This window comes from Pseudomonas sp. Pdm06, assembly GCF_014851795.1.
Classification (GTDB): domain Bacteria; phylum Pseudomonadota; class Gammaproteobacteria; order Pseudomonadales; family Pseudomonadaceae; genus Aquipseudomonas; species Aquipseudomonas fluorescens_AA.
Genome location: NZ_JACVAH010000004.1, coordinates 468,133 through 492,391, shown reverse-complemented (window position 1 = coordinate 492,391; position 24,259 = coordinate 468,133). Strand labels below are relative to the sequence as shown.

The following is a 24,259-nucleotide window of genomic DNA, read 5'->3' as shown; positions in this document are numbered from 1 at the left end:
ATGTATTCAGCACAGCCCCCACGCAGGATTTGCTCAGGCCAGCTCCATTTCCTTGGGCTCTACCACCGGCGCCACCTCGAAGCGGTCCGCCAGGAACGGCGTGATGTCCAACGGCAAGGGCTCGTTGTTCACCAGTTTGTCCAGCAACACGCCGGTGATGGCCGAGGTCAGGATGCCGGTGCGGAAATGCCCGCACGCGTTGAGATAGCCTTCCACCCCGCGCATCGGCCCCAGGATCGGTAACTCATCAGGCGAACCCGGGCGCAGGCCGGCCCAGGTTCGTTTCAGGTTGATGTCGGCCAACTGTGGAATACAGCGCACCGCACCTTGCACCAGCCCTTCGATCTCCGGATAAGTCGTGGTCACGTCGAAACCTTTGTCTTCGGTGGTGCTGCCGATGAGGATTTCACCGTTGTCTTTCTGCGCCACATAGCAGTCGCTGGTGGTCAGGCAGCCGTTGAGGATTTTCGGCATGCGCTCGGTCAGCAGGATCTGGCCCTTGACCGGCTTGACCGGAATCCGCACGCCGGTGGCCTGCTCGCTCAGGTCCGCCGCCCAGGCGCCGGCCGCGTTGATCAGGGTCCGGCAGTGGAAGGTCCCCGCCTCGGCGGTTTGCACCCCTGTCACCCGCGTGCCGCTGCGCAACACCTCGGTCACGTTGGTGTTGAAGAACAGGTCGACGCCGTTCTGCCGGGCGCCTTCAGTGTAGGCGTCGGCCAGGCGGAACGGGCTGAGCTGGTGATCGCAGAGAAACTCCAGGGCGCCCTGGGCCTCATGGCTCACATTCGGCTCCGCTGCACGCAAGGCCGCCTGGTCGAGCCAGCGTACCTGGTCTGCCAGGTGGGGAATGCACGCGACGATGTGCTCGGCGTACAAACGGTCTTCGTCGTCGTAGATCACGAACTTGAGCCCGGTCTCCTCGAACTTGAAATCCATACCATGGCGGTCGATCAATTCGCGGTGCAACTGCGGGTACATCGCATTGGACTGCAAGGCGAACTCGAAGAACGACTGCGGCAAGATGTGCGGCGTGCTGGCATCCACCGCCACGGCGGCGCCCTGGGTCTGGCGCTTGCGGTTGGCCGACATCATGCGAAAGAAGATCACCCCGCAACCCAGGCCCACCGACTCACCGATGGCCCACAGCCCACCCGCCGAGGCGCGGGTCGCGTTGCCGGGGCGCTTGGCGTCGATCAGGGCGATCTTCAGGTGTTTGCGCTTGGACAGTTGATAGGCACACGAGGCCCCGATCACACCGCCGCCGGCGATGACCACGTCGTAGTCCTTAATCATGGGAAACGACCTCCATGCCGACGTTCTGGAACGCTGAAAAGGGAATCGGATCGATGGGGAAACGCGGCCGCAGCCAACCCACGTCGGCGCGCCCGGTGGCTTCGCGCAAGCGGTCGCTGCAGTAGCCGACGCACATCCGCCCCTGGCAATCGCCCATGCTCACGCGGGTGCGCATCTTCAGGCTGGCCATGTCTTGCACGCCTTGCTCCAGCGCCCGGTCGATGTCGGCGCGGGTGGCGTGCTCGCAGCGGCAGATCACCGTGTCGGCGGCAGGCAACGCGGTTTGCCCGGCACCACGCTGGGTGTAGCGATCCACGGCGGCGCGAAAGCGAATGATCCGCGCCAGTTGCGCTTGGTAACGCTCCCGGTGGGCCAGGGCCGTGGACGGATCCAGCACGTTGCGTTGCATGAGGATCGACAACGCCGCGATGCGCCCGCTGAGCATGGCCGCTTCACCGCCACGGATCCCGCCCATGTCGCCGGCCAGGTGAATGTGCGCTTCGCTGCTTTGTTGCCAGGCATCGGACACGGCCCGCAAATAGCCGTCATCGCTGAAACCGTGCTCCAGGCCCATCTGCTGGCTCAATTGAGTCCGCGGGATAAACCCGTAGCCCACCGCCAGGGTCTGGGCCGGCACCTGTTCGGCGCGTTTGAGGTCCGGCTCCCAGGTCGTGGAATACGGCGCGACGGTGACGTGGCTCAACTCACCCTCGCCGTCAGCCTGCACCACGCCCCAGCCATAGCGCACGGGAATGCGATTGAGCTTGAGGTAGGCCAGCATGCTCAGGCCGTCGAGGAACAACTGCGGCTTGTTCAGCAACGCCAGGCTCTCCTTGGCGATCCGACCGAACCCACAGGCTTCGAAGACCCCCGCCACCGCCACGCCCGACGCGTGCAGCTGGCAGGCCACCAGCGGCAGCAACGGCCCCGTGCCGGCGATCACCACCGGGCTCGGTGGCCGGACCACGCCGCTCTTGATCTGCAATTGCAGGCCCCCGAGCATCATCACCCCCGGTAGCGTCCAGCCAGGAAACGGCACGCTGCGTTCGTGACAACCGGCCGCCAGGACCAGATGGGAATAGGCGACCTCGCCCAGGCGCTCGTCGGCATCCAGCAGCATCAACGCCCGGAAGCCTTCGGCACCGATGACACGGTTGCCCAATCGCACATCGATCAACCCGGCATGGCGCTGGTATTCTCCGTGGAGTTTTTCCAGGGCTTCGCTGTAGCGCGGCCCCAGGTAATCCAGGCTGACGCCATCGCGCAGCGGCCCGCGGTACACGACGCCGCCGAGGCGCGGAGCCTCTTCGAGCAAGGTGCAACGCACGCCGTGGGAGGCCAGCTCGATGGCCGCAGCCATGCCCGCCGGCCCACCGCCGACAATCACCGGATCGAGGCTCATGGCGCCTCCGTTTCGGTCATGCGGTTGGCTCGGGTTTCGATCTGCATGCCAGGGCGCACCAGGGTCTGGCAGGCGCGGCGCTTGTGGCGGCCGTCGATCTTGACCAGGCAGCACTGGCACACGCCCATGCCGCAGTAGGCGCCGCTGATCTGGTCGTGGTCGTTGCGGGCGACCTGGCGTTGCCCCAGGGACTGGATGACGGTGAGGACGGTTTCCCCGTGGGCGGCGTTGACGGCTTGCCCGTCCAGGCGCACCGTCATGTCGGCGCGGGTCAACGGCTGGATATCGAATGTTCGGCGTAGAACGTCTTGAGGTTGCATCATGCTGCTCTTCCTTGAAGGTTCAGTGAGGTTTCGGCTCCTTGCGGCACACATCCACCGGCTCGCGTCGGTACCCGGCAACAGCGCACCGAAGCGGGGCAACAGACGCAACATGATAGTGCGCGCAAAATTCATGTTAGGGATAATTTGTGACCAAGTGTTGATCCAGGCCAGCGAATCGGCGTGCCGCTCCATGAACTTTTTTTCAGAAAGCCGACAGCTGATTTTTGGCAGAATGCTGTGCAATCGCTCCAACTTCCCCACACGGTACCGCCCATGAACCGCATCCTGACCATCGAAGACGACGCCGTGACCGCCCGTGAAATCGTTGCCGAGCTGACCCGCAACGGCCTGGACGTCGATTGGGTCGACAACGGCCGCGAAGGCCTGGAACGGGCGGTCAGCGGCGACTATGACTTGATCACGCTGGACCGCATGCTGCCTGAGCTCGACGGGCTGGTGATCGTCACCACGTTGCGCACCATGGGCGTGGCCACGCCGATCCTGATGATCAGCGCCCTTTCCGATGTGGATGAGCGCGTGCGTGGCCTGCGGGCCGGCGGCGACGATTACCTGACCAAGCCGTTCGCCACCGACGAAATGGCCGCCCGGGTCGAAGTGCTGCTGCGGCGCAACAATGGCACCCGCGAGCCGGAAACCGCGCTGCGGGTGGCCGACCTGGAACTGAACCTGATCAGCCGCGAAGCCAGCCGCAACGGACAACTGCTGAGCCTGTTGCCCACTGAATACAAGCTGCTGGAATTCCTGATGCGTAACAGCGGGCAAATCCTCTCGCGCATGATGATTTTCGAGGAAGTCTGGGGCTATCACTTCGACCCCGGCACCAATCTGATCGACGTCCACATCGGCCGCCTGCGCAAGAAAATCGACCCGCCGGGCCTGGAACCGCTGATTCGCACGGTACGGGGTTCCGGCTATGTCATTGCTGAACCCCGCTAAGGGCTGGCGCTCCTCCAGCAGCCGCCTGCTGGCGCTGTACAGTTCGCTGTTCGTGATCTGGAGCGCGATCCTGATGGGGGTGATGTATTACGAAGTGTTTGGCTACCTCGACAGCCTGGCCAAACACTCCCTGATGCAGCGCCAGCACCTGTTCGCCCGGATCCACGGCGACCAACTGGAAGATGCGCTCATGGCCAGCCTGACGCTGGACGAGCGCGGCGTCGACGCCTACGGGCTGTTCGATCCGCAACTGCGCCATTTGAGCGGGCCGATCCTGCGCGTGCCCGCCGACCTGCCCCTTGACGGCAAAATCCACATGCTCGGCGGCTGCGTCGACTCCGATGACCCGGGCGTGCCTTCCGACAGCTGCGACGCGGTGGCGACCCGTACCCAGGACGGCCGCTGGCTGGTCCTGGCCCGGGACAACGGCTCGCTGTTCGCGGTGACACGGATCATCTTGCACGCGCTGTTCTGGGGCGTATCGCTGACCATCCTGCCGGGCATCGCTGGCTGGCACCTGCTGCGCCGTCGACCGCTACGCCGGATTCGCCAGTTGCAGGCCAGCGCCGAAGCCATCGTCGCCGGCGACCTGACCCATCGCCTGCCGCTGTCGAGTCGGCGCGATGAACTGGACATGCTGGCGGCGATCGTCAATGCCATGCTCGAGCGCATCGAGCGCTTGATGAACGAGGTCAAGGGCGTGTGCGACAACATTGCCCACGACCTGCGCACCCCGTTGACGCGCCTGCGTGCTCAACTTTATCGCATCCAGCAGCAAGCGCCGGACGGTTCCCCCGAGGCCTTGCAGATGGACCAGGTGATCGCCGAGACCGACACCCTGATGGCGCGGTTTCGTGGTTTGTTGCGGATTTCCGAACTGGAAGACCAGCAACGGCGCTCGGGCTTCGTACGCCTCGATCCGTTGCAGTTATTGCAGGAGCTGCATGATTTTTACCTGCCCCTGGCCGAGGAAGGCGAACTGACCTTCATCCTGGAGGCGCCCGACGCCCTGCCCCTGCTCAACGGCGACCGGGCCTTGCTGTTCGAGGCCGTGTCGAACCTGCTGAGCAATTCCATCAAGTTCACCCCGCCGGGGGGCACCGTGATCCTGCGTGGGGTCGACCAGGGCGACAGCACGCGCATCGAAGTGCTCGACTCCGGCCCGGGCATCCCCGAGGCGGAGCGCAAGGCGGTGTTCCGCCGTTTCTACCGCGCCGAGGGCAGCAGCCAGCACGGCGGATTCGGCCTGGGCCTGTCGATCGTCGCAGCGATCGTCAACCTGCACGGGTTTACGTTGGAGGTGGGCAGCAGCGAACATGGTGGCGCACGGTTGGTGCTCGATTGCCGGGGGTCATTGTTGTAGCCAAGGGTGGGGGGCTTGATCTTTACCTATCAGGACTCACTGCGATGCAGCGGAGTGTTTTGCAGCTCATAGTGCAGCTCATCGATCAGCTTCGCGATACTTTCTTCCGAGCGGACGCTGTCGACACTCATGCCGCTCACTACCAAGTCCACCTCGCCGCTTTCACGGTGATACAGGCGCACGGTGAGGGTACCGTCGCCATTGAGGCTGCATTCGCAGGCCAGCGGCGTAAAGCTTTCTTCGAGGCGGGCACGCAAGGGGGCCAAATGGGTCATGGGATGCACCTCAGCCCTGAGGGGACAAATGAACGGTGGACAGCGCCGACCTCCTGGTCCGAATAGATATCCTGTCGCGCTCGTATCGGGTTCGTTCACTGCACATCGTGGCGTATTCCTTGTGTGTTTCGTGGGGGACGCGACATCACAAACGATGTCGCACACCCATAGCCTAAGGAACCGCCCCCCCGTGCAAAACCCGAATTTGCACCAGTACACCCGGTGCATTTGCACTGGCTATCATGGTGCCTTCATTCGCCATTCGCCAGCGAACAAACCCCGCGCTCGCGCCCAGACAATCGCCTCGCTGCGGCTGTGGACATCCAGCTTCGAATACAGTGTCGCCACGTGATTGCGCACGGTGTTGGGCGCCAGCTTCAGCCGCGCGGCGATTTCCTTGTCCGCCAGCCCCTCGCAAATCAGCCCCAGCACGTCCCGTTCCCGGGCCGTCAGCTCGGTGAATGACACGCTCGGCACCTGGGCATTGATGCTCTTCACGTTGGCCAGTTTTTCAATCAGGGTCCGGCTGAACCAGGACGCGTCTTTCATCACCTCCTCGATGGCCGCCACCAGCTCCAGTTCCGAGCGCTTGCGTTCAGTGATGTTCATCAGCACCAGCAGGTAACAGGGCTTGTCCTGGATGAGCACCGTGTCGGCGGCGACCTCGCAATCGATGAGCTCACCGCCTTTCTTGTGCACCTTGACGTCGATACTGGAGACCGCGGCAGCCTTTTCCAGCCGGGCAAACAGCGCGGCGCCGGCGTCCTTGTCGAGAAAACCGATCTCCTCCACGGTTTTACCCAACAACTCTTCGCTGGCGTAACCGGTGGTCTGGAGAAACGCCTCGTTGATTTCCAGCAATTGTTGTTCGGCGCTGCACACCAGGGTGGGCACGGGCGACAGGCGGAACGACTTGGCAAAACGCTCCTCGCTCTGGCGCAGCGCCGTTTCTGCCTTGCGGCGTGGCTCCATGTCCATGAAGGAAAACAGCATGCAGTCTTCGTCGTGCAGGTCCAGGGGCTGGCCGGCGACGATCACCTGCTTGGTGGTGCCATCAGGCAATTTCAACTCGGCCTGCATTTGCGGAATCGTCGCGCCCTGCCCCAGGCGCTCGATGGCCAGGTCGCGTTTTTCGGCGGCTTCGAGCACATCCAGCTCATACACCGAACGCCCGATCACCTGCTCGCGGCTGTAGCCGGTCATCTCCAGGAACCCCGGATTGACCTTGATGTAGCGCAGGTCGCTGAGGCGACAGATCACCGCCGGCGCCGGGTTGGCCCCAAAGGTTTTCTCGAAGCGCTGCTCGGCGCTGGCCCATTCGGTGGCATCGCTGAGGATCAACACGAGCAGCTCCGGCTCGCCGTTGCGGTCGGCCAGGACCATGCTGCGGATCCGATGCACCCAGGTGCGATCCGGGTCGGCCTGGGGCGTGACTTCCACCAACACATCGCTGAACTCATCGCCACGGGCAACCCGGGCGATGGGGTAGTTGTCTTCGGTCAACGGATGGTTGTTGCGGTAACGCAAATTGAACCGTTGGGCGTACTCCTTGGCGTTGGCACCCAGCGCCTTGAGGTCCGTGACCCCGTGCATGGTCAACGCCGCGTCGTTGGCCCAAGCGATGGTCTGATCGACTTCGATCAACATCACCCCGTCGGACAATCCGGCAATGATCTGCAGCAATTGACGACGGTTGGTATCGGTGGTCGGGACTTGCTGATTCATTGGGTCTCCATGTGATTCAGGCGCACATGGAAGTTACGACCACCCCCAGTGATGACACGTTCCCCGTAGCAGCGGTGTAGGAGCTGTGTAGGAGCTGTCGAGTGCAACGAGGCTGCGATCTTTCCATTACCAATTGAGTCGAGAGCGAAAGATCAAGATCAAGATCAAGATCAAGATCAAGAGATCGCAGGCTCCGCCAGCTCCTACAGAAATCTATGCGCACTGAAATATTGCGCAATTGCTTTTTCAAGCGTCCTTCGTCGCAACGACTAATTTTTGATGATCTACCTATTTTTTTGGAGATCACAATGCCCACCGCAGCACATGGATGTCGTTTGCGTAAAGGTCGAGTCAGTGAGCACGACCGAATCTATCTATTGACCGCCGTTGTGTACCAGCGCCAGCCTATTTTTAGAGATTGGCGACTGGGCCGGCTACTCGTCGATCAGTTGCGCAGTGCCGAAGAAGTTTCAATAGCAACCTCCCTTGCCTGGGTAGTGATGCCGGATCATGTACATTGGCTGGCACAATTGCACAGTGGCAGCCTGGCCGAGTTAATGAGCCGCATCAAATCCCGCAGCAGCCGAGCCGTCAATCTTGCTCGTTACCAGCATGGCCGACTATGGCAGCGGGGCTACCATGATCGTGCGCTACGCAAAGAGGAGGATCTGAAAGACGCTGCAAGGTACATCATCAGCAATCCGTTGCGTGCCGGATTGGTGAGGCGTGTTGGTGACTATCCCCTGTGGGATGCCATTTGGGTTTGAAGAGTAAAAAGATCGCAGGCTTCGCCAGCTCCTACATAAACGTTCAACTGCGATCTTCTACCCTTCACGCCGCCATGCGCCCCTCGGCAATCGCCTGGGAGGCCGCCAGCATTGCTCGCAGCAACACCGCGCAACCGGCGGCGAGGTCATCCGGGGCGGCGTTTTCGATTTCGTTGTGGCTGATGCCACCTTCGCAGGGCACGAAGATCATCCCGGCCGGGCCCAGTTCGGCGAGGAAGATCGCGTCATGGCCGGCACCGCTGACGATGTCCAGGTGAGACAGGCCCAGCCCCTGGGCGGCCCCGCGCACCGCGTCGACGCAGCCCTGGTCGAAATACAGCGGCGGGAAGTCGGCGGTGGGTTTCAAATCGAAGGTCAGGCCGTGCTGCCGGCAGGTGTCTTCGATCACTTGCTTGACCTCGGCGATCATCGAATCCAGGCGCGCCGGTTCCAGATGACGGAAATCCAGGGTCATGCGCACCTCGCCGGGGATGACGTTGCGCGAGCCCGGATAGGCCTGCAGGCACCCGACCGTGCCGCAGGCATGGGGCTGATGACCGAGGGCGGCGCGGTTGACGGCACCGACGATGATCGAGGCGCCCACCAGGGCGTCCTTGCGCAGGTGCATCGGGGTCGGACCAGCGTGAGCCTCGACACCCCGCAAGGTCAGGTCGAACCACTTCTGCCCCAGGGCGCCCATCACCACGCCGATGGTCTTGCCCTCGTCCTCGAGGATCGGCCCCTGTTCGATGTGCGCCTCGAAGTACGCCCCCACCGGATGCCCACTGACCGGGCGCGGGCCGGCATAGCCGATGGCGTTGAGCGCCTGGCCCACGCTGATGCCCTCGGCATCGGTCTTGGCGAGGGTTTCTTCGAGGGTGAATTTCTCGGCGAACACCCCGGAGCCCATCATGCAGGGGGCGAAGCGCGAGCCTTCTTCATTGGTCCAGACCACCACCTCCAACGGCGCTTCGGTCTCGATATTCAGGTCATTGAGGGTGCGCAGCACCTCCAGCCCGGACAGTACGCCAAAGCAGCCGTCGAACTTGCCGCCGGTGGGTTGGGTGTCGATGTGGCTGCCGGTCATGACCGGTGGCAGGTTCGGATTGCGCCCCGGGCGACGGGCGAAGATATTGCCCACCCCATCGATGCTGACCGTGCAGCCCGCCGCCTGGGTCCATTGCACGAACAGGTCGCGGGCCTGGCGGTCGAGGTCGGTCAGCGCCAGCCGGCACACACCGCCCTTGACCGTGGCACCGAGCTGGGCCAGGTCCATGAGCGATTGCCACAGGCGGTCGCGGTTGATGTGCGGCTGGGTGGATTGCAGGACATCGATGGCTGCGTTCATGGGGATCTCCTTCAGGCAGTTATCTCATTTCAACGCGGTCCAGTGTGGGAGCGGGCTTGCTCGCGAAGGCGGTGTATCAGCCCGCATTGATGTTGATTGACCCACCGCATTCGCGAGCAAGCCCGCTCCCACAGGAACCGCATTCATCTGTTATTGCAGAGGTGACTTGGCGACAGCCGGGCTAGCCCCCTGCATGCTGCACAACCCGTAATAAATCACCCCACCCAGCGCCGAGCCGGTGAACCAGCCGTAGCTGTAGAACCAGCTGAACGCGTCGCTGCCCAGGGACAACAAGGTCAGCACCACCGGCACGCCAAAGGCGATGAAGCCGTTCCAGTTCCACGCCGGGTAAATGTCGTCGCGGTACAACCCGGCCAGGTCCAGTTGCTGTTTCTTGATCAGGAAATAATCCACCACCATGATCCCGGCAATCGGCCCCAGCAGGCTTGAATAGCCCAGCAACCAATTGGAATAGACCGATTCGAGGCTGACCTCGGAGACGATCAGGCCGAGTTTCTTCAACAGTTCGTGGGCCATCAGCGCCAGCCCCACCAGCCCGGTGAGCATCACGGCCTTGGTGCGGCCGATCAGTTTCGGCGCCAGGTTCTGGAAGTCGTTGGTGGGCGAAACGATGTTGGCGGCGGTGTTGGTCGACAGCGTGGCGACGATGATCAGCACCATGGCCAGCGCCACCCACACCGGGCTCTGGATGTGCCCGATCAAGGTCACCGGGTCGGAGACGGTGACGCCCACCAGTTTTTCCGAGGCGGCAGTCATAACCACGCCGAGGGAGGCGAACAGGAACATGGTCAGCGGCAGGCCGATGATCTGCCCCACGACTTGGTCTTTCTGGCTCTTGGCATACCGGCTGAAGTCCGGAATGTTCAACGACAGGGTGGCCCAGAAACCGACCATGGCCGTCAGCCCGGCAAGGAAATAGCCGGTTACCCCGGCGCCTTCGGGCCGCTTGGCCGGGACCGCCATCAGTTCAGTCAATGAAACGTTGGGCAATGCCCACACCAACAGACCGACGCCCACCAGCACCAGCAGCGGCGCAGACAAGGTTTCCAGCCATTTGATCGACTCGGCGCCGCGCAACACCACCCACAGGTTGATGACCCAGAACACCATGAAGCCGATCACTTCGCCGGTACCGCCCAGGCTCTTCCAGCCGTCGAACACCGAGCCGAGAAACAGGTGGATAGCCAGCCCGCCGAACATCGTCTGGATGCCGAACCAACCGCACGCCACCAGGGCGCGGATCAGGCACGGCACGTTGGAACCGATGACGCCAAAGGACGAGCGCAACAGCACCGGAAACGGAATACCGTACTTGGTCCCGGCGAAGGCGTTCAGGGTCAGGGGGATCAGCACGATGATGTTGGCAAACAGGATCGCCAGCAGCGCCTCGCCCACCGTCAGGCCAAAATAGGCGGTGAGCACGCCGCCGAGGGTGTAGGTCGGCACGCAGATCGCCATGCCCACCCACAGTGCAGTGATGTGCCATTTGTTCCAGGTTCGCTCGTGCACCTTGGTCGGCGCGATGTCGTGGTTATAACGGGGGCTGTCGAGGACGTCGCTGCCGGCTTCAAGCTCGAACAATCCGTCGCGCTCGGTCACTGTTGATCTGGTCATGTCCGCTCCACTGTTTTCATTATTTTTGCTCATCGACGGGCGATGGCCGGAGTACTTGCACGCGTGCTACCGACCACCCCGCCAGACCCACGACGGCACTCAATAACCGTGCCGGATAATGTGCCGAGCTGACCGGATGATCGATATAACCCTTTCAACCTTTTGATGTTTAACGTTTTAAAGCCACGTTATTGCCTTGTGTCACTCCCTGCTTACCGCCCTTGAGGCTAGATGACCTTCACGCCCTGTCGAGGGGGAGATTCAAAGTGGTGCACCCCGGATCGACGCGAGGTGTCTAGACCGCACTTGCAACGCTTTCAAGCCGCTGATTTACCATGACAAATCTCGCTCAAATAACGATCCTGTCAAGTGCGTCAAAATGGTGAGCAGGCTCACCATTTTGGTGAATTAATAAATTAATACTTTAATTTCAATAAGTTAATTAACTCATAAGCTTATAAAAAATAATCTTGCTCATTTCAAAAACTCCAGCTAGCGTCTAATCCTGACAGTTGTGACAAGAACATAAACCGGCACGACTTTACCTACCGTGATCGATAAAACATAAAGAACCGGCAACAGTCGGTCATGCCTGCGAGGAACTCGGAATGTCTCTGTTGATCCGTGGCGCCACCGTTATTACCCATGATGAAAGTTATCGCGCCGATGTGTTTTGCGCCGACGGCGTGATCAAGGCCATCGGTGACAACCTGGATGTTCCGGCCGCTGTCGAAGTGCTCGATGGCAGTGGTCAATACCTGATGCCCGGCGGCATCGATCCCCATACGCATATGCAGTTGCCGTTCATGGGCACGGTCGCCAGTGAAGACTTCTTCAGCGGCACGGCAGCGGGTCTCGCCGGTGGCACCACGTCGATCATCGACTTCGTGATTCCCAACCCCCAACAGTCGCTGATGGAAGCCTTTCATCAATGGCGGGGCTGGGCCGAAAAAAGCGCCAGTGACTACGGTTTCCACGTGGCGATCACTTGGTGGAGCGAGCAGGTGCGCGAAGAAATGGCCGAGCTGGTCAGCCATCACGGGGTGAACAGCTTCAAGCATTTCATGGCCTACAAGAATGCAATCATGGCCGCCGACGACACCTTGGTCGCAAGCTTCGAGCGCTGCCTGGAATTGGGCGCGGTGCCCACCGTGCACGCCGAGAATGGCGAACTGGTCTACCACCTGCAACGCAAGCTGCTGGCCCAGGGCATCACCGGCCCCGAAGCCCATCCGTTGTCACGCCCTTCGCAAGTGGAAGGCGAAGCCGCGAGCCGCGCCATCCGCATCGCCGAAACCCTGGGCACGCCGCTGTACCTGGTGCACGTGTCCACCAAGGAAGCCCTGGACGAAATCACCTACGCCCGCAGCAAGGGCCAACCGGTCTACGGTGAAGTACTGGCCGGGCATCTGTTGCTGGACGACAGTGTTTATCGCGATCCTGACTGGCAGACCGCCGCCGGCTACGTGATGAGCCCGCCCTTCCGCCCACGCGGGCATCAAGAGGCACTCTGGCACGGCTTGCAGTCCGGCAACCTGCACACCACCGCCACCGACCACTGCTGCTTCTGCGCCGAACAGAAGGCTGCCGGGCGTGACGACTTCAGCAAGATCCCCAACGGCACCGCCGGGATCGAAGACCGCATGGCGGTGCTTTGGGACGAGGGGGTCAACAGCGGCAAATTGTCGATGCAGGACTTCGTCGCCCTCACCTCCACCAACGCCGCGAAGATTTTCAACCTCTACCCACGCAAGGGGGCGATCCGCGTCGGCGCCGATGCGGACCTGGTGCTCTGGGATCCCCAGGGCAGCCGCACGATCTCAGCCAAGACCCATCACCAGCAAGTGGACTTCAACATCTTCGAAGGCAAGACCGTGCGCGGCGTGCCCAGCCACACCATCAGCCAGGGTCGGCTGGTGTGGGCCGACGGCGACCTGCGGGCCGAGCGCGGCGCCGGGCGCTACATCGAACGGCCGGCGTACCCGGCGGTGTTCGATTTGCTGAGCAAGCGGGCGGAGTTGCACAGGCCGGTTGCCGTGAAGCGCTGAACCCAGGCCTTCGGCCTATCGCGAGCAAGCTCGCTCCCACACTGGATTTGGGTGGATGCGAAAGCCATGGGCACTGCAGATGCCCTGTGGGAGCGAGCTTGCTCGCGATGAGACCAGTCCAGACACCGAAAAAACCACTGCCCACCAGAGGCAGCACCTCAAACACCGTGAGGCCCACTCCATGATCCAGCCCTTGAGTCACCTCCCCCATTCCCAGGAAGACCCGGCCACCCTCGCCGCCCGTTTCAGCGACCTGGCGCCACCGCTCAACGCGCGCCAGGCCCACCTGGAAGCGTCCCGCTGCCTGTACTGCTACGACGCGCCCTGCGTGAACGCCTGTCCGAGCGAGATCGACATTCCGTCGTTCATTCGCAACATCCACCAGGACAACGTCCAAGGCGCGGCACAGAAAATCCTCTCGGCCAACATCCTCGGCGGCAGTTGCGCCCGGGTCTGCCCCACGGAGGTTCTGTGCCAGCAAGCCTGCGTGCGCAACAACGCCCATGAGTGCGCGCCGGTGTTGATCGGCTCGTTGCAACGCTACGCGGTGGACAACGCCCACTTCAGCGAACACCCGTTCAAGCGTGCCGCCACCACCGGCAAGCGCATCGCCGTGGTCGGGGCCGGGCCGGCGGGGTTGGCGTGTGCGCACCGCAGTGCGATGCACGGCCATGACGTGGTGATTTTCGAAGCCCGGGACAAGGCCGGCGGCCTCAACGAATACGGGATCGCCAAGTACAAACTGGTGGACGATTACGCCCAACGCGAGCTGGACTTCCTGCTGGACATCGGCGGCATCGAAATCCGTCACGGCCAGAAACTCGGCGAGAACCTCAGCCTGAGCGACCTGCACCAGCAGTTCGACGCAGTGTTCCTCGGCCTCGGCCTGGCCGCCAGCAAACAACTGGGCCTGAGCGACGAACAGGCGCCGGGGCTGCTGGCCGCCACCGAGTACATCCGCGAACTGCGCCAGGCCGACGACCTCAGCCAGTTGCCGCTGGCCGACCGTTGCATCGTGCTCGGTGCCGGCAACACCGCCATCGACATGGCCGTGCAGATGGCTCGCCTCGGCGCCCGGGACGTCAACCTGGTCTACCGTCGTGGCCTTGAAGACATGGGTGCCACCTTGCATGAACAAGACATCGCCAAGGCTAACCAGGTACGTCTGCTGACCTGGGCCCAACCGCAACAGGTGTTGCTCGATGACGCCGGGCATGTGCGCGGCATGCGCTTTTCCCGTACCCATCTGGAAAACGGTCGACTGGTCATCGGTGCCGAGACCTTCGACCTGGCCGCCGACGCCGTTTTCAAAGCCATCGGCCAAGCCTTTGATGACCACGCACTGGTGGACCCGCTGGCCCGAGAGCTCAAGCGCCAGGACGGGCGAATTCTGGTGGACGAACACCTGTGCACCAGCATTCCCGGTGTCTACGCCGGCGGCGATTGCACCAGCCTGGACCAGGACCTCACCGTGCAGGCCGTGCAGCACGGCAAGCTCGCCGCCGAGGCGATCAACGCTCAACTGATGCTTAACGTGGAGGCTGCGTAAATGGCCGATCTGTCGATTGTCTTCGCCGGCATCAAAGCGCCCAACCCGTTCTGGCTGGCCTCCGCGCCCCCCACCGACAAGGCCTACAACGTCGTCCGCGCCTTCGAGGCTGGCTGGGGTGGCGTGGTCTGGAAAACCCTCGGTGAGGATCCGGCAGCCGTGAATGTGTCCTCGCGTTATTCGGCCCACTACGGTGCCAATCGCGAGGTCTTGGGCATCAACAACATCGAGCTGATCACCGACCGTTCCCTGGAGATCAACCTGAGGGAAATCACCCAGGTGAAAAAGGACTGGCCGGACCGGGCGTTGATCGTGTCGCTGATGGTGCCCTGCGTCGAAGAATCCTGGAAACGCATCCTGCCCCTGGTGGAAGCCACCGGCGCCGACGGCATCGAGTTGAACTTCGGCTGCCCCCACGGCATGCCGGAACGGGGCATGGGCGCGGCGGTCGGCCAGGTGCCGGAGTACGTCGAGCAAGTGACCCGCTGGTGCAAGACCCATTGCTCGCTGCCGGTGATCGTCAAGCTCACGCCGAACATCACCGACATCCGCGTCGCCGCACGGGCGGCCCATCGCGGCGGCGCGGACGCGGTGTCGTTGATCAACACCATCAACTCCATCACCAGCGTCGACCTGGACCGCATGGTCGCCCTGCCCAGCGTCGGCAGCCAGAGCACCCATGGCGGTTACTGCGGTTCGGCGGTCAAGCCCATCGCCCTGAACATGGTCGCCGAAATCGCCCGCGACCCGCAGACCCAAGGCTTGCCGATCTGCGGCATCGGCGGCATCGGCAGTTGGCGCGACGCGGCGGAATTCATCGCCCTGGGCAGCGGCGCGGTGCAGGTCTGCACGGCGGCGATGCTGCATGGGTTTCGCATCGTCGACGAGATGAAGGACGGCTTGTCGCGGTGGATGGATGAGCACGGCCACGCCAACCTCCAGGCGTTCTCCGGTCGCGCGGTGGGCAACACCACTGACTGGAAGTACCTGGACATCAACTACCAGGTCATCGCCAAGATCGACCAGGAGGCGTGCATCGGTTGCGGGCGCTGCCACATCGCCTGCGAAGACACTTCACACCAGGCTATTGCCAGTTTCAAGCAGGCGGACGGCACGCGTAAATATGAAGTGATCGATGAAGAGTGCGTGGGCTGCAACCTGTGCCAGATCACCTGCCCGGTGCAGGACTGCATCGAGATGGTGACGGTGGACACCGGCAAGCCGTTTCTGGATTGGAACCATGATCCGCGCAATCCCTATCATGTAACAGCTTGAAGGTAGGCGTGTCTGGACTGGCGCCATCGCGAGCAAGCTCGCTCCCACAGTGGATCGTGTCGTTCACAAATGTTGTGTACAGCAGAGATCCAATGTGGGAGCGAGCTTGCTCGCGATGAGGCCATCAGCCTCACCAAAAATTCTCAAGGCTCCAACCCTATCCCCCGCAAAATCACACTGGTCACCGTCTGCACCGCCCGTTCGAATTGCATGTCGGACAGCGGCTGGTGGTCGTTGAGAATATTAATCTGGTGATCGAAGTCGGCGTAGTGCTGGGTCGAGGCCCAGATCATGTAGAGCAGGCTTGAGGGTTCCACTGGGAGGATGCGTTTGTCCTCCACCCATTGGCGGATTTTCGCTTCCTTCATCTTGGCCCAGTCATAGAGGCTGGCATCCAGCGCCTGGCCCAGGGTCGGGGCACCGTGGATGATTTCGTTGGCCCAGACCTTGGAGCCGTAGGGCCGGCTGCGGGAGTGGTTCATCTTGGCGCGGATATAGCTGCTGAGCACCACCCGCGGGTCGTCGAACATTTCGAAGCACAAGGCATCCTGTTTCCACACCTCCAGCAGATCGAACAGCACGGCGCTGTACAGTTCGCTCTTGGTGCTGAAGTAGTAATGCAGGTTGGAACGAGGCAATTGCACTTCGGCGGCGATGTCGGCCATGGCGGTGCTGCCGAAGCCTTTCTCGGCAAAGACCTTCTCGGCGGCCAGCAGGATTTTCTCGACGTTACTGCGACGAATCTCGATCTTGTGATTGCCCATGAGGGCTCCCTGGCAACAGCGTTGCTCAAGACTAGCATCCGCCCACTTTCGAAAACACTGGGGGCTCGCTCCCCATTTGACCGTGCATGTTCAGGCGGATGTACACAATGCCCTTGTGGCGAGGGAGCTTGCTTCCGCTCGGCTGCGCAGCAGTCGTAAAACCGGCTGGAGCGGTGTTCCTGGAAGAACCGCGTCAGTTCATTTTGGGGCTGCTGCGCAGCCCAGCGGGAGCAAGCTCCCTCGCCACAGGGGGTTGTGGTGAGTCGGCTAGCGTGCTTCGACGTTATCCAGCGCGCGGTTCGCCAATAATCCGCTCAGTTCGATCAATTGTTGGATGCCCAAGGCGATGTGACGCCTGGGACCTTCCAGGTCGAAGGCCAAGTCATTGACCATGGCATTGGCCGAGGCCAGGTTTTCGCTGAGGTTGGCGAGCAGGGTTTCGGTGTCGACGCCATGGGCGACGGTGAACAATTGGCCGGGATCGGCCTCGGGTTTGCCGGGTTTGGGCTTGAGGTAGGAGTCGAGGATGCGGTCGGCGGCTTTGTCGAATGCCTTGGCGTTGGATGGATCTGTATCGGGTGGGTTGGGGGTTACTTTGAACATAGTTGAAGCTCCGATGCTGTAGAAGGGAGCCAACACCCTCTCGCTACCAAACGAATTAGGGTGGCGGCCATACGAAGGTTGGTAGACCGGGCATCGGAGCCGGCGCCTCCGAAGAGGCCCTGCGCATGGCCACCAAAAAGCGAAGTGCATGATTGCACTCGCAAGCGATGACGCTATGCACCGACAGCCCGGGCTACCAAACCCGATCGCTGATTCCTCAGCGACCCGGAAACGATAAAACCCGACCGCAAGGCGCACAAGCCGGCGGATTCTGGCGCAGGTGTAGGCAATGGCGCAAGACAACGTAGCCCGATCCCGAACGTTCCTACATCTGAATAAACACGGTTTCCCTGATGGACGGGGAGCCTGGGTTAACCACACACCTGTGGCGAGGGAGCTTGCTCCCGCTGGGTGGCAAAGCCGCCCCCAAAAATTGTGCTGAAACAAAAAACTTGGGGCTGCTTCGCAGCCCAGCGGGAGCAAGCTCCCTCGCCACAAGAGACCTCACCGTCCATGAGCGCGCGGGCATTCGACTAATGTCTTAGACCAGTCATCGCACAACCAAGCACCCTCCCCGCTATCTTAAAACCACAAATCTGCCCGGCGCCACGGCCTGCGATCTTGACCTCGTCCAGCAACAGCCATTGAAACGCCTCATTTTGAAGCACAGTCGAGTTGGATAATTCCGATAATGGCCAGTTGACAATGAGCAGCCGCTTCCAAATAATCCCTCTAATGTTGTACGACGACGTATGACAAAAATAAAAACAACAAAAAAGTAGGGAGCGTCATAGTGAGCACACGTGTCCGTTTTTCGCCCGACCATCGTCCAAATCGCCGTACCCTTCTCAACGCCAGCCCCGCCCTGATTCTGCTCGGTTGCAGCAGCCTTGCCGCGTTTCTGCCAACCGCCGCCAGTGCCGAAGGCTTCGTCGATGACGCCAAGGCCACGCTGAACCTGCGCAACGCCTATTTCAACCGCAACTTCACCAACCCGAACAACGCCCAGGGCAAGGCCGAAGAGTGGACCCAGAGTTTCATCCTCGATGCCAAGTCCGGGTTCACCCAGGGCGTGGTCGGTTTCGGCGTGGACATACTGGGGATGTACTCGGTCAAGCTCGACGGCGGCCGTGGCACGGCGGGTACGCAATTGCTGCCGGTGCATGACGACGGTCGCCCGGCCGATGACTTTGGGCGCCTGGGCGTAGCCCTGAAGGCCAAGGTGTCGAAAACCGAGTTGAAGGTCGGCGAGTGGATGCCGGTGCTGCCGATCCTGCGCTCCGACGACGGCCGCTCCCTGCCGCAAACCTTCCGTGGCGGCCAGGTGACCTCCACCGAAATCAACGGCCTGAGCCTCTACGGCGGCCAGTTCCGTGGCAACAGCCCGCGCAACGACGCGAGCATGGAAGACATGTCCATGAACGGCCGCGGTGCGTTCACCTCCGACCGTTTCAACTTCGGTGGCGGTGAATACGCCTTCAACGAAAAGCGCACCCAGGTCGGTGTGTGGTACGCGGAACTGTCCGACATCTACCAGCAGCAATATTTCAACCTGACCCACAGCCAGCCCATCGGCGACTGGACCCTGGGCGCCAACCTTGGCTACTTCATCGGCAAGGAAGACGGCAGCGCCTTGGCCGGCGACCTGGACAACAAAACCGCGTTCGCCATGCTCTCGGCCAAATACGGCGGCAACACCTTCTACGTCGGCCTGCAGAAAGTCGGCGGCGATGATGCCTGGATGCGCGTCAACGGCACCAGCGGCGGCACCCTGGCGAACGACAGCTACAACTCCAGCTATGACAACGCCAAGGAAAAATCCTGGCAACTGCGCCACGACTTCAACTTCGCTGCCGTCGGCGTGCCGGGCCTGACATTGATGAACCGCTACATCAGCGGTGACAACGTGCACACCGCCACGGTCGACGATGGTAAGGAGTGGGGCCGTGAAAGTGAGCTGGCCTACACCGTGCAGAGCGGTGCGTTGAAGAGCCTCAACGTGAAATGGCGTAACTCGACCATGCGCCGGGATTACAGCACCAACGAATTCGATGAGAACCGTATTTTCATCAGCTATCCGATCAGTTTGTTGTAAGGCGGTTGGGTGGGTCTGCTGGTGAGGGGGCGGCTGGGCTGGCGCCTTCGCGAGCAGGCTCGCTCCCACAAGGAAAGGTCACCCTTTGCCCGCGGTCATATGGCCTATACAACGGATATCACTCACTGTTTGCTCAGGTAATGCCATGACGACGACACCGATTCGCCAACCCCTCAATCGCCTGCTGCTGACCGGCGCCGCCGGCGGCCTGGGCAAAGTCCTGCGCGAGCGCCTCAAGCCTTTCGCCCGTCACATCCGGCTGTCGGACATCGCCAACATGGCCCCGGCCATCGATGAAAGCGAAGAAGTGGTGCCGTGCGACCTGTCTGATAAGCACGCCGTGCACCAACTGGTGGAAGGTGTCGATGCCATCCTGCATTTCGGGGGTGTTTCGGTGGAGCGCCCGTTCGAAGAAATCCTCGGCGCCAACATCAGTGGTGTATTTCACATCTATGAAGCCGCCCGCAAGCACGGCGTCAAGCGCGTGATCTTCGCCAGTTCCAACCACGTCATCGGCTTCTACAAGCAGGACGAAGCCCTCGACGCCCTCTCGCCGCGCCGCCCGGATGGTTACTACGGCCTGTCCAAGTCCTACGGTGAAGACGTCGCCAGTTTCTACTTCGATCGCTACGGCATCGAGACCGTGAGCATCCGCATTGGCTCGTCGTTCGCCGAGCCACAGAACCGCCGGATGATGAGCACCTGGCTGAGCTTCGACGACCTCACCCAACTACTCGAATGCTCGCTCTACACGCCCAAGGTCGGCCACACCGTGGTCTATGGCGTGTCCGCCAACCGCGACGTCTGGTGGGACAACAGCCACGCCGCGCACCTGGGTTACCAACCCAAGGACACTTCCGAGATTTTCCGCGACAAGATCGAAGCCCAGCCAATGCCAGCCGCCGACGACCCGGCCAGGATCTACCAGGGCGGTGCCTTCGTGGCAGCCGGCCCGTTCGACGACTGATTGGCCTGTTTCCATGGGATACGAACGGACAAAGGAATCACCATGCAAGCCGAATTGATTGTCGATGCACGCAACGCCGTCGGGGAGAGCCCGGTGTGGGTCCCCGAGGAAAACGCCCTGTATTGGGTGAACATCCCCAGCGGTGGCCTGCAACGCTGGAATGCCAGCAGCGGAAAAATCCAGGGCTGGGAAGCCCCCGAAATGCTTGCCTGCATTGCCCGTCACCAGGACGGCGGCTGGATCGCCGGCATGGAAAGCGGTTTCTTCCGCCTGCACCCCCATGACGACGGCAGCCTCGACAGCGAACTCTGTGGGAGCGTCGAGCACAGCCGCGTCGACATGCGCCTCAACGATGGCCGTTGCGACCGCCAGGGCCGCTTCTGGGCTGGCAGCATGGTGCTGAACATGGCCGCCAACGTCGACGAAGGCCGGATGTACCGGTATGAAGCCGGGCAACGCAGCCCGGTCGAGGCGCAACTGAGCGGTTTCATCGTGCCCAATGGCCTGGGCTTCAGCCCGGACGGGCGGACGATGTACCTCTCCGATTCACACCCGTTGAGCCAGCAGATCTGGGCTTTCGATTACGACATCGACAGCGGCACCCCATCCAACCGGCGGCTGTTCGTCGACATGCTGCCCCTGGCCGGTCGCCCGGACGGCGCGGCAGTCGACGCCGACGGTTGCTACTGGATCTGCGCCAACGACGCCGGGCTGATTCACCGTTTCACTCCCGATGGACGTCTCGACCGTTCGCTGGAAGTGCCGGTGAAAAAACCCACCATGTGCGCCTTTGGCGGCAGCCGCCTGGACACCCTCTTCGTCACCTCGATCCGCCCCGGCGACGACACCGATCCGCAGTCCCTGGCCGGTGGCGTGTTCGCACTCAAGCCCGGTGTCAAAGGCCTGGCCGAACCCGCTTTTGGAGGGCTGAAACACGCCGCGAAATGATCTGCTTCACCGCTTTGCTGAATGAGCCATAAAAAAAACAACAAACTGGAGATGGACCATGAATTTCAAACGTACGCTTCTGATCGCAGCCCTCCCCCTGGCCTTCCTGGCCCAGGCGGCCCATGCCCTTGAACTCAAGATCGCCGACATCCATCCCAAGGGCTACCCCACCGTGATGGCCGAAGAAAGCATGGGCAAGACCCTGACCAAAGAGACCAACGGCGAGCTGACCTTCAAATACTTCCCAGGCGGTGTATTGGGTTCCGAAAAGGAAGTCATCGAGCAGATGCAAGTCGGCGCGATACAGATGTCCCGGGTCAGCCTGGGTATCGTCGGTCCTGTGGTGCCGGATGTGAACGTGTTCAACATGCCGTTCATCTTCCGCGACCAGGCCCACATGCGCGCCGTCATCGACGGTGATGTGGGCGATGCGATCCTCGACCGGATCACCAACTCCGAGTTCGGCCTGGTGGCCCTGGCCTGGATGGACGGCGGCACGCGCAACATCTACACCAAGAAGCCGGTGCGCAAGCTCGAAGACCTCAAGGGCATGAAGATCCGCGTGCAAGGCAACCCGATGTTCATCGAGATGATGAACGCCATGGGCGCCAACGGTATCGCGATGGACACCGGTGAAATCTTCAGCGCCCTGCAGACCGGCGTGATCGACGGCGCGGAAAACAACCCGCCGACCCTGCTCGAACACAACCACTACCAAAACGCCAAGTACTACAGCCTCACCGGACACCTGATCCTGCCAGAGCCGATCGTGATGTCGAAAATCACTTGGGAAAAACTGACCCCGGATCAACAGACGATGGTCAGGAAAGCCGCCAAGGCTGCCCAGGCCGAAGAGCGTGCGCTGTGGGACCAGAAGTCCACCGCCAGCGAAGAAAAACTCAAGGCTGCGGGTGTCGAGTTCATCACGGTCGACAAAAAACCCTTCTACGACGCCACCGCACCGGTACGGGCCAAGTACGGCGCGCCCTATGCCGACCTGATCAAGCGTATCGAAGCCGTTCAGTAACGCCTCCCGTTCTGTACTCATGAAAAGGCCCGGCACGCCTGATGCCCAAGGCGTGCCCGGTTACGGTGGAACCCGATGAAGAATTTGCTGCTGCGTATCAACGATAAGATCTACATGACGTGCATCTGGGTTGCCGGCCTTTCCGTCCTGGCGATTTCCCTGATGATTCCCTGGGGCGTGTTCGCCCGCTACGTGCTGGGCTCCGGCTCGAGCTGGCCCGAGCCCACGGCGATCCTGCTGATGATGGTGTTCACCTTCATTGGTGCCGCCGCCAGTTACCGCGCCGGTGCGCACATGGCCGTGGCCATGCTCACCGACCGCATGCCACCGCACCTGAAATCCGCCGCGTCGATCTTTTCCCAATTGCTCATGGCCCTGATCTGCATCTTCATGACGGTCTGGGGCTTCAAGCTGTGCATGTCCACCTGGAACCAGTTCATGGCTTCCCTGCCCGGCCTGCGAGTTGGCGTGACCTATTTGCCGATTCCCCTGGGCGGCTTGCTGACGCTGGTTTTTGTCCTGGAAAAACTCTTGCTCGGTGACCAGAGCAAACGGCGGGTCGTGCAGTTCGACCTGGTTGAAGAAAGTGAAGGTGCCGCTTAATGGACGCTCTGATTCTGCTGGGCAGTTTTATCGTGTTGATCCTGATCGGCATGCCGGTCGCCTACGCCTTGGGCGCCGCCGCCCTGATCGGGGCGTGGTGGATCGACATCCCGTTCCAGGCCGTGATGATCCAGGTGGCGGGCGGGGTGAACAAGTTCTCCCTGTTGGCCATTCCGTTCTTCGTGCTGGCCGGTGCGATCATGGCCGAAGGCGGCATGTCCCGCCGCTTGGTGGCGTGTGCCGGCGTGCTGGTGGGTTTTGTGCGTGGTGGCCTGTCACTGGTCAACATCGTCGCCTCGACCTTCTTCGGCGCGATCTCCGGTTCGTCAGTGGCCGACACCGCGTCGGTGGGCTCGGTGCTGATTCCGGAAATGGAACGCAAGGGCTATCCGCGGGACTTTTCCACCGCCGTGACCGTCAGCGGTTCGGTGCAAGCCCTGCTCACCCCGCCAAGCCATAACTCGGTGCTCTACTCCCTGGCTGCCGGTGGTACGGTCTCGATTGCCTCGCTGTTCATGGCGGGCATCGTGCCAGGCTTGCTGATGAGCGCGTGCCTGATGGTGTTGTGCCTGATCTTCGCGAAAAAGCGCAACTACCCCAAGGGCGAAGTGATCCCGATGCGCCAGGCGTTGAAAATCGTCGGCGAAGCCCTGTGGGGCCTGATGGCGATGGTGATCATCCTCGGCGGCATCCTGTCGGGCATCTTCACCGCCACCGAATCGGCGGCCATCGCGGTGCTGTGGTCGTTCTTCGTGACCATGTTCATCTATCGCGACTACAAGTGGCGTGAACTGCCGAAGCTGATGCACCGCACCGTGCGCACCATCTCCATCGTGATGATCCTGATCGGCTTCGCCGCCAGCTTCGGCTACATCATGACGCTGATGCAGATCCCGGCGAAGATCACCACGATGTTCCTGACCCTGTCGGACAACCGCTACGTGATCCTGATGTGCATCAACGTGATGTTGCTGCTGTTGGGCACCGTGATGGACATGGCGCCGCTGATCCTGATCCTGACGCCGATCCTGATGCCGGTTATCGTCGGCATCGGCGTGGACCCGGTGCAGTTCGGCATGATCATGCTGGTGAACCTGGGCATCGGGCTGATAACGCCACCCGTGGGGGCGGTGCTGTTCGTCGGCTCCGCCATCGGCAAGGTCAGTATCGAAGCCACCGTCAAGGCGCTGCTGCCGTTCTATGCCGTGCTGTTCCTGGTGCTGATGCTGGTGACCTACATTCCAGCCCTGTCGCTGTGGTTGCCGCATCTGGTGTTGTAACCATTCCATCAG

21 protein-coding genes are annotated in these 24,259 nt (G+C 61.8%); 12 read left to right on the top strand and 9 right to left on the bottom strand.

Going from position 1 to position 24,259, the window contains the following annotated elements:
• Positions 1 to 33 precede the first annotated feature (33 nt).
• The 3 genes from hcnC to hcnA are packed head-to-tail and all read right to left on the bottom strand — an operon-like array spanning position 34 to position 3,015.
• Positions 34 to 1,293: a cyanide-forming glycine dehydrogenase subunit HcnC gene (gene hcnC / locus IB266_RS09945; RefSeq protein ID WP_192261080.1), complete on the bottom strand. Its 1,260-nt coding sequence runs from the start codon at positions 1,291 to 1,293 to the stop codon at positions 34 to 36.
• Positions 1,286 to 2,695, bottom strand: a complete 1,410-nt coding sequence (gene hcnB / locus IB266_RS09940) for a cyanide-forming glycine dehydrogenase subunit HcnB (protein WP_192261079.1) — start codon at positions 2,693 to 2,695, stop codon at positions 1,286 to 1,288. The genes hcnC and hcnB overlap by 8 nt, the downstream gene beginning before the upstream one ends.
• On the bottom strand, positions 2,692 to 3,015 hold the full coding sequence (gene hcnA / locus IB266_RS09935; RefSeq protein ID WP_072404983.1) for a cyanide-forming glycine dehydrogenase subunit HcnA: 324 nt from the start codon (positions 3,013 to 3,015) through the stop codon (positions 2,692 to 2,694). The genes hcnB and hcnA overlap by 4 nt, the downstream gene beginning before the upstream one ends.
• Before the next feature lie 276 nt (positions 3,016 to 3,291).
• Between hcnA and IB266_RS09930 the strand changes: the two genes are divergently transcribed.
• Together IB266_RS09930 and IB266_RS09925 are read left to right on the top strand one after the other, a co-directional pair.
• On the top strand, positions 3,292 to 3,975 hold the full coding sequence (locus tag IB266_RS09930) for a response regulator transcription factor (RefSeq protein WP_053122824.1): 684 nt from the start codon (positions 3,292 to 3,294) through the stop codon (positions 3,973 to 3,975).
• Complete coding sequence (locus IB266_RS09925; protein WP_192261078.1) at positions 3,953 to 5,338, top strand: sensor histidine kinase; 1,386 nt, start codon at positions 3,953 to 3,955, stop codon at positions 5,336 to 5,338. Before IB266_RS09930 ends, IB266_RS09925 begins: the two co-directional genes overlap by 23 nt.
• 29 nt (positions 5,339 to 5,367) lie before the next feature.
• Here the strand turns inward: IB266_RS09925 and IB266_RS09920 are convergent, their stop codons facing one another.
• Both IB266_RS09920 and IB266_RS09915 read right to left on the bottom strand, forming a co-directional pair.
• Positions 5,368 to 5,613: a DUF1652 domain-containing protein gene (locus IB266_RS09920; RefSeq protein ID WP_192261077.1), complete on the bottom strand. Its 246-nt coding sequence runs from the start codon at positions 5,611 to 5,613 to the stop codon at positions 5,368 to 5,370.
• 240 nt (positions 5,614 to 5,853) lie between these two features.
• Positions 5,854 to 7,338, bottom strand: coding sequence for a helix-turn-helix transcriptional regulator (locus tag IB266_RS09915; protein ID WP_192261076.1), 1,485 nt, complete (start codon positions 7,336 to 7,338; stop codon positions 5,854 to 5,856).
• Positions 7,339 to 7,646: 308 nt separating this feature from the next.
• Here IB266_RS09915 and IB266_RS09910 point away from each other — a divergent pair, with 308 nt between their 5' ends.
• Complete coding sequence (locus tag IB266_RS09910; RefSeq protein ID WP_192261096.1) at positions 7,647 to 8,105, top strand: REP-associated tyrosine transposase; 459 nt, start codon at positions 7,647 to 7,649, stop codon at positions 8,103 to 8,105.
• 64 nt (positions 8,106 to 8,169) lie between these two features.
• Here IB266_RS09910 and IB266_RS09905 read toward each other — a convergent pair whose 3' ends face one another.
• Positions 8,170 to 9,453: a Zn-dependent hydrolase gene (locus tag IB266_RS09905; protein WP_103310395.1), complete on the bottom strand. Its 1,284-nt coding sequence runs from the start codon at positions 9,451 to 9,453 to the stop codon at positions 8,170 to 8,172.
• 150 nt (positions 9,454 to 9,603) lie between these two features.
• Positions 9,604 to 11,088, bottom strand: a complete 1,485-nt coding sequence (locus IB266_RS09900; protein WP_092171876.1) for an NCS1 family nucleobase:cation symporter-1 — start codon at positions 11,086 to 11,088, stop codon at positions 9,604 to 9,606.
• 608 nt (positions 11,089 to 11,696) lie between these two features.
• Here IB266_RS09900 and hydA point away from each other — a divergent pair.
• The 3 genes from hydA to preA all read left to right on the top strand — a co-directional run bounded on the left by hydA (position 11,697) and on the right by preA (position 15,960).
• Positions 11,697 to 13,136, top strand: a complete 1,440-nt coding sequence (gene hydA, locus IB266_RS09895) for a dihydropyrimidinase (RefSeq protein WP_060741721.1) — start codon at positions 11,697 to 11,699, stop codon at positions 13,134 to 13,136.
• A 181-nt stretch (positions 13,137 to 13,317) separates the two neighbouring features.
• Positions 13,318 to 14,685: an NAD(P)-dependent oxidoreductase gene (locus IB266_RS09890; RefSeq protein WP_192261075.1), complete on the top strand. Its 1,368-nt coding sequence runs from the start codon at positions 13,318 to 13,320 to the stop codon at positions 14,683 to 14,685.
• Positions 14,686 to 15,960 carry an NAD-dependent dihydropyrimidine dehydrogenase subunit PreA gene (gene preA / locus IB266_RS09885; protein WP_192261074.1) on the top strand — a complete coding sequence of 425 codons (1,275 nt, stop codon included), beginning with the start codon at positions 14,686 to 14,688 and terminating at the stop codon, positions 15,958 to 15,960. It abuts the gene before it with no gap.
• Between the two features lie 143 nt (positions 15,961 to 16,103).
• Here preA and IB266_RS09880 read toward each other — a convergent pair whose 3' ends face one another.
• Positions 16,104 to 16,724, bottom strand: a complete 621-nt coding sequence (locus IB266_RS09880; protein ID WP_003202912.1) for a TetR/AcrR family transcriptional regulator — start codon at positions 16,722 to 16,724, stop codon at positions 16,104 to 16,106.
• 267 nt (positions 16,725 to 16,991) lie between these two features.
• The gene (locus IB266_RS09875; protein ID WP_060741718.1) at positions 16,992 to 17,327 is read right to left on the bottom strand and encodes a DUF6124 family protein; all 336 of its coding nucleotides are present in this window, start codon (positions 17,325 to 17,327) and stop codon (positions 16,992 to 16,994) included.
• Between the two features lie 865 nt (positions 17,328 to 18,192).
• On the opposite strand from IB266_RS09875, the gene IB266_RS09870 reads away from it, so the two are divergent.
• The 6 genes from IB266_RS09870 (at position 18,193) to IB266_RS09845 (ending at position 24,247) form a co-directional block, all read left to right on the top strand.
• Positions 18,193 to 19,422 carry an OprD family porin gene (locus tag IB266_RS09870; RefSeq protein WP_225613486.1) on the top strand — a complete coding sequence of 410 codons (1,230 nt, stop codon included), beginning with the start codon at positions 18,193 to 18,195 and terminating at the stop codon, positions 19,420 to 19,422.
• Positions 19,423 to 19,567: 145 nt separating this feature from the next.
• Positions 19,568 to 20,389 carry an NAD-dependent epimerase/dehydratase family protein gene (locus tag IB266_RS09865; RefSeq protein ID WP_060741716.1) on the top strand — a complete coding sequence of 274 codons (822 nt, stop codon included), beginning with the start codon at positions 19,568 to 19,570 and terminating at the stop codon, positions 20,387 to 20,389.
• 42 nt (positions 20,390 to 20,431) lie between these two features.
• Positions 20,432 to 21,337, top strand: coding sequence for an SMP-30/gluconolactonase/LRE family protein (locus tag IB266_RS09860; protein ID WP_192261072.1), 906 nt, complete (start codon positions 20,432 to 20,434; stop codon positions 21,335 to 21,337).
• A 58-nt stretch (positions 21,338 to 21,395) separates the two neighbouring features.
• Positions 21,396 to 22,364: a TRAP transporter substrate-binding protein gene (locus IB266_RS09855; RefSeq protein ID WP_060741714.1), complete on the top strand. Its 969-nt coding sequence runs from the start codon at positions 21,396 to 21,398 to the stop codon at positions 22,362 to 22,364.
• A gap of 75 nt (positions 22,365 to 22,439) precedes the next feature.
• Positions 22,440 to 22,967, top strand: coding sequence for a TRAP transporter small permease (locus IB266_RS09850; protein ID WP_060741713.1), 528 nt, complete (start codon positions 22,440 to 22,442; stop codon positions 22,965 to 22,967).
• Positions 22,967 to 24,247: a TRAP transporter large permease gene (locus IB266_RS09845; RefSeq protein ID WP_192261071.1), complete on the top strand. Its 1,281-nt coding sequence runs from the start codon at positions 22,967 to 22,969 to the stop codon at positions 24,245 to 24,247. Before IB266_RS09850 ends, IB266_RS09845 begins: the two co-directional genes overlap by 1 nt.
• The last annotated feature ends 12 nt before the right edge of the window (positions 24,248 to 24,259 follow it).